The sequence below is a fragment of the Pseudomonas emilianonis genome (assembly GCF_023072625.1).
Classification (GTDB): Bacteria; Pseudomonadota; Gammaproteobacteria; order Pseudomonadales; family Pseudomonadaceae; genus Aquipseudomonas; species Aquipseudomonas paraveronii.
Window position 1 is genome coordinate 1 of sequence record NZ_JAKNRV010000361.1, and the last position, 5,032, is coordinate 5,032.

General features: G+C 61.0%; 7 protein-coding genes and 1 pseudogene. 6 read left to right on the forward strand and 2 right to left on the reverse strand.

The annotated features are described in order from the left end of the window. The 6 genes and pseudogenes from L9Z73_RS25085 to L9Z73_RS25110 all read left to right on the forward strand — a co-directional run. Positions 1 to 131, forward strand: a pseudogene (locus tag L9Z73_RS25085) (ribonucleotide-diphosphate reductase subunit beta); the annotation flags it as partial. Between the two features lie 54 nt (positions 132 to 185). Beyond that, positions 186 to 674, forward strand: coding sequence for a DUF1289 domain-containing protein (locus L9Z73_RS25090; RefSeq protein ID WP_247406849.1), 489 nt, complete (start codon positions 186 to 188; stop codon positions 672 to 674). A gap of 192 nt (positions 675 to 866) precedes the next feature. Further along, positions 867 to 1,127 carry a hypothetical protein gene (locus L9Z73_RS25095; protein WP_247406851.1) on the forward strand — a complete coding sequence of 87 codons (261 nt, stop codon included), beginning with the start codon at positions 867 to 869 and terminating at the stop codon, positions 1,125 to 1,127. 13 nt (positions 1,128 to 1,140) lie between these two features. Further along, positions 1,141 to 2,067, forward strand: a complete 927-nt coding sequence (locus L9Z73_RS25100; protein WP_247406852.1) for a class I SAM-dependent methyltransferase — start codon at positions 1,141 to 1,143, stop codon at positions 2,065 to 2,067. Positions 2,068 to 2,215: 148 nt separating this feature from the next. Beyond that, positions 2,216 to 2,932 (forward strand): phosphatidylcholine synthase, encoded by a 717-nt coding sequence (gene pcsA / locus L9Z73_RS25105; protein WP_247406854.1) that lies wholly within the window; start codon positions 2,216 to 2,218, stop codon positions 2,930 to 2,932. A 184-nt stretch (positions 2,933 to 3,116) separates the two neighbouring features. Then, positions 3,117 to 3,896 carry a TSUP family transporter gene (locus tag L9Z73_RS25110; protein ID WP_247406856.1) on the forward strand — a complete coding sequence of 260 codons (780 nt, stop codon included), beginning with the start codon at positions 3,117 to 3,119 and terminating at the stop codon, positions 3,894 to 3,896. On the opposite strand, the gene nudC is transcribed toward L9Z73_RS25110, so the two are convergent. Continuing rightward, positions 3,864 to 4,697, reverse strand: coding sequence for an NAD(+) diphosphatase (nudC, locus tag L9Z73_RS25115; RefSeq protein WP_247406859.1), 834 nt, complete (start codon positions 4,695 to 4,697; stop codon positions 3,864 to 3,866). The genes L9Z73_RS25110 and nudC overlap by 33 nt on opposite strands. Before the next feature lie 5 nt (positions 4,698 to 4,702). Then, positions 4,703 to 5,032: enoyl-CoA hydratase-related protein (locus tag L9Z73_RS25120; protein ID WP_247406862.1), on the reverse strand; the 330-nt coding region annotated here is incomplete at its 5' end.

The window sequence follows — 5,032 nt, forward strand, 5'->3', positions numbered from 1 at the left end:
AGGAAGAGTATCCAGGGACGACCAACCCGTTCCCATGGATGAGCGAGATCATGGACTTGAAGAAAGAGAAAAACTTCTTCGAGACCCGTGTGATCGAGTATCAGACTGGCGGTGCGTTGAGCTGGGACTGATTGAAAAAACGGCCCCTTCAGGGGCCGTGTTGTTTCACCTGCCGATGTTTTTTTATGCCCAATCAAACCATCAAGACCCCCTGCGTCGGCCTGTGTTCCACCGTTTACGGTGACCTGGTCTGCCGCGGGTGCAAGCGTTATCACCATGAAGTCATCCAGTGGAATGGCTACAACGCCGAGGAAAAGCACGCCGTGTGGTTGCGACTTGAGCAACTGCTGGTGCAGGTGATGGCCTCCAAGCTGGACGTGTTCGACCCACAGCGGCTGCGCCAGCAACTGGAAAGCCGAAAGATTCGCTTTATGCCGCACCAGTCGCCGTATTGCTGGGCCTACCAGTTGATTGCCCGGGGTGCGCGGGTGATTTCCAAGCTGGATGCGTATGGCCTGGTGCTGCTACCGGAGTTTCGCGAGCACAGCCTGGCGGATTTGCGCGATGGGATTGACCGCGAGTTTTTCCTGCTGTCCGAGGCGCATTACCAGCGGTATATCGCCCCCGTGTTCTTGAAAGAGGCCTTTGGGCCAGCCCTGGTCGCCACGCTCTAAAACACACCACAACACTAAAATGTGGGAGGGGGCTTGCCCCCGATAGCAGTGTGTCAGTCAGCTTATGGGGCACTGACCCACCGCAATCGGGGGCAAGCCCCCGCCCACATTTAGACTCAGGAAGCTGCACGCTCCGCCTGGAGGCCATAGCTCTCAATCGCCGCCCGCGTATCACGGCGACCGAAGCCGTCGGTGCCGCCATTCGTCCTGCTCGACTTGATCACCAGCGAGCTGATCCGTTGTGGTGTGATTCACTGCACTCGCGAAACCATTCATGGGCACCTCCAGGCTTTTTTTCAGTTTATGTCGATGGCTGAGGATTTTTTGCCTGATGCAAGGCGCGAAAAAGCGTATTTCGAGCATGAATCGCTGCCAATCAGACGTTTCCCGGCACGTTGTGCTCCAACCCCCCGAAACCCCGCCATTGTGTTTAAAATGCCGCCCGCTCAATGAACGACGCTCAACGATGAACCCAGACGCCCTCGCCACACTGCACGCCCACCTGCTGACCGCCCTGGCCAACGCACCGACTGAAACCCGGCGTCTGTTCCACGGGCGCGGCCGTTGCTGGCCGGGCCTGGAGCAACTGACCGTGGACTGGTTGCAGGGCGTGGTACTGGTCGCGCTGTTCAAGGAACCGGAGGCAGCGCAACTGGAAGCGTTGAAACAGCTGCTGGTTCAGTTCGAATGGGCGCAGTACGGCGCTCACACGGTGGCCCTGCAACACCGCTACCTGCCGCAAAGCACCACCGAATGGCTGGTGGGCGACGCCATCGATGAGCTGACCATTACCGAAGGCGGCCTGCGCTACCTGATCGACCTCGGTAAAAAACAGAACAGCGGGCTGTTTCTCGACATGCGCTACGGCCGCAACTGGGTGCGCGAACAGGCCAACGGGCTGCGGGTACTCAACCTGTTCGCCTACACCTGTGGTTTTTCCGTGGCGGCCATCGAAGGCGGCGCCGAGCATGTGGTGAACCTGGACATGGCCCGCGGCGCCCTGAGCCGCGGTCGCGACAACCATCGCCTGAATGGTCATGATCTGAGCTGCGTGACCTTTCTTGGCCATGATTTGTTCAAGTCCTGGGCCAAGGTCATCCACAGCGGCCCTTATGATCTGGTGATCATCGATCCACCGTCCTTCCAGAAAGGCAGTTTCCTGCTGACCAAGGACTACCAGCGCGTGCTGCGCCGCCTGCCGGATTTACTCACACCACAAGGCACGGTGCTGGCGTGCATGAATGACCCGGCGTTTGGCGAGGACTTCCTGATCGACGGCGTCACCCGCGAAGCACCGGGCTTGCGCTTTGTCGAACGGCTGGATAACCCACCGGAATTCCCGGATATCGATCGGCAAAGTGGCTTGAAAGCCTTGGTATTCCGCCAGGGCTGATGCCGAAACGTCCCACGCTTGCTACGCTAAGCAATTACCGGGATGGTGAACCTTATCCCCCCCTTCCCGGTCGATACCTGCATTCCCTGGCCAGACTCGACGCTGTCACAGCGTCGGCTGGCCCGTTTCACCCTTTGGAGAACCGCCCGTGATATCGACCCTGCATGTAGCCAGACTGAAAGCCTGGGGCGCCCACGGCTTTACTGCCACCGGTGTGGTATTGGCCTTCCTCGCCACACTGGCGCTGCTGGAAAACTCGCCCAAGGCTTGCCTGCTGTGGCTGGGCCTGGCGCTGGTGGTCGATGGCGTCGACGGTTCCCTGGCCCGCCGCGTGAATGTCAGCACGGTGCTGCCTAGCTTTGACGGCTCGGTGCTGGACCTGGTGATCGATTACCTGACCTACGTGTTTATTCCGGCACTGTTTATCTACCGCTATATCGACCTGCCGGACTTTACCCACCTGTTCACGGTGTCGGTGATCCTGGTGTCGTCGCTGTTCTGCTTCTGCAATGTGAATATGAAAAGCAAGGACAACTACTTCGTCGGCTTCCCCGCCGCCTGGAACGTGGTTGCCCTCTGCGTGTATATCATCCAGCCCGCCGCGTGGGTGACGTTGCTGACGGTGATTGGCCTGGCGCTGCTGACCGTGACGCCGATGAAGTTCCTGCACCCGTTCCGGGTCAAGCGCTTCATGCCGATCAACATCGCGGTGACCACGATCTGGTTGCTGTGCAGCTTTTTGATGGTGGTGGATTACCCGAACACCAACCCGTGGACGTTTGGGTTGTGGTCGCTGATGTCGGCGTACTTCCTCGGAATTTGCATCTGGCGCACAGCGCTGGAGTGGCTAGGCACCCACAAATAGCCAGGCCAGCAATGTTTGAATGTGGGAGGGGGCTTGCTCCCGATTGCGGTGGGTCAGTTACACACAAGCTGGCTGACCCACCGCAATCGGGAGCAAGCCCCCTCCCACATTTGGAGCTGCGTACATCAGGCAGGTAAGATGGCGGCCTCTCGCATAGCGCCCTGCCAACTATAAGCCCTGCCAAATGCCCTTCGAACTCAGCGTAGACCTCACCACCCTCGCCATCCTGGCCGTCGTCGCGTTCATCGCCGGTTTCATCGACGCCATCGCCGGCGGTGGCGGCTTGCTCACCACCCCGGCCCTGCTCACGGCCGGCATGCCGCCCCACCTGGTGCTGGGTACCAATAAACTCAGCTCCACCTTCGGCTCAGCCACCGCCAGCTTCACGTTCTACCGGCGCAAGCTGTTCCACCCGCGCCAGTGGGTACACGCCATCGTCGGTACGTTTGTCGGCGCCCTGGCCGGCGCCATCGTCGCCCACTACCTGCCTGCCGAAACCCTGAACAAGATGCTCCCGGTGATCGTCTTCGGTTGTGGCCTGTATTTGTTGTTCGGCGGTACGCCCAAGGCGCCGCTGGAGGGCGACGCTCCGATCAAGAAGAAATGGCAAGCCACCCAAGGCTTCGGCCTGGGCTTCTACGATGGCGTAGCCGGCCCCGGCACCGGCGCGTTCTGGACGGTGAGCACGATGCTGCTGCACCCCATCGACCTGGTCAAAGCCAGCGGCGTAGCGCGCAGCATGAACTTCGTCAGCAACGCGGCGGCGCTGTCGGTGTTTATCATCAACGGCTCGGTGGACTGGATCGTCGGGCTGGCCATGGGCGTTTCGGTGATGGGCGGCGCGTTCTTTGGCGCACGCAGCGCAATCAGCGGCGGCGCCAAATTCATTCGCCCGGTGTTTATCACCGTGGTCCTCGGCCTGACGGTGCGCCTAGCCTGGCAGCACTGGTTCAGCGTGGCCTAAGCGGCGGGCCACGTAGAGGTCGATCAGGTAACGCGCAATCGAGCGTGACGCCGGCAACGGCGGCAGGTCGTGGATGTTGAACCACTGCGCGTCCTCGATCTCATCGGCCTGGGGCACGATATCGCCACCGGCGTACTCGGCATGGAAGCCCAGCATCATCGAATGCGGAAACGGCCAGCATTGGCTGCCCATGTACTGGATATTCCTGACCTCCACCTGCACTTCTTCGCGCACCTCGCGGATCAGGCAGTCTTCGGCCGACTCGCCCGGCTCGGCAAACCCCGCCAACGTGCTGTAGACCCCGGGGACAAAGCGCGGCGAACGCGCCAGCAGGACCTCATCGCCACGGGTCACCAGCACAATCATGCTCGGCGAGATGCGCGGGTAGCTGCGCAGGTCACAGGCCTCGCAGAACATCGCCCGCTCCCGGGGCACCTGGACCATGGCCTGGCCGCAACTGCCACAAAAACGATGCTCCCGCGCCCAGGTGCCGATCTGCGCGGCGTAGCCCAGCACTTTGTACACGGTGTGATCACCTTGCAGCAGAAAGCCGCGCAGGCCTTGCCAACTGCAACCAGGCACGGCGCTGGCGGCGTTGAGTTCCAGCAGGTACACCGGCTCGCCGTCGAGATGGCCAATGCCGTGTTCGGCAAACACCGACAGGTCCTGGCGCTTGAGCCATTCGCGCGGGAACAGCGGGCCATTGGCGTCGTGTAAAAAGCCGTCGCGGCTACGGGCGACGGCCAGGCCGCCGGGAGTGTCGTTGTCCAGCAGTGTGGTGGTAATCCAGCCTGGGGTCATGTCAGTCAATCCACGAATTCGGGTTTCTGCTTGCTCATATGGGCCGCGATGGCCACGCGCAGGTCGTTGGATTGCAACATAGCTGCGTTCCAGGTGGCAACGTATTCCAGACCATCATTGACTGTATGGTCACGCATGTAGCTGATCATGGCCTTGGTGCCGGTCACGGCAATCGGCGACTTGGTGGCGATTTCCTGGGCAATTTCCAGTACACCGGCCAACAGGCTTTCCTGATCGGGGTACACACGATTGACCAGGCCGATGCTGCGCGCTTGCTCGGCGCCGAACTGGCGGCCGGTGTAGGCCAACTCGCGCAGCATGCCATCGCCGATGAT

What these genes read in the sequence shown, in the direction of transcription:
- L9Z73_RS25100 (WP_247406852.1), top strand. Translation starts at nt 1,141, where the DNA reads ATGAACCCAGACGCCCTCGCCACACTGCACGCCCACCTGCTGACCGCC.
- nudC (WP_247406859.1), bottom strand. Translation starts at nt 4,697, where the DNA reads ATGACCCCAGGCTGGATTACCACCACACTGCTGGACAACGACACTCCC.
- L9Z73_RS25090 (WP_247406849.1), top strand. Translation starts at nt 186, where the DNA reads ATGCCCAATCAAACCATCAAGACCCCCTGCGTCGGCCTGTGTTCCACC.
- L9Z73_RS25110 (WP_247406856.1), top strand. Translation starts at nt 3,117, where the DNA reads ATGCCCTTCGAACTCAGCGTAGACCTCACCACCCTCGCCATCCTGGCC.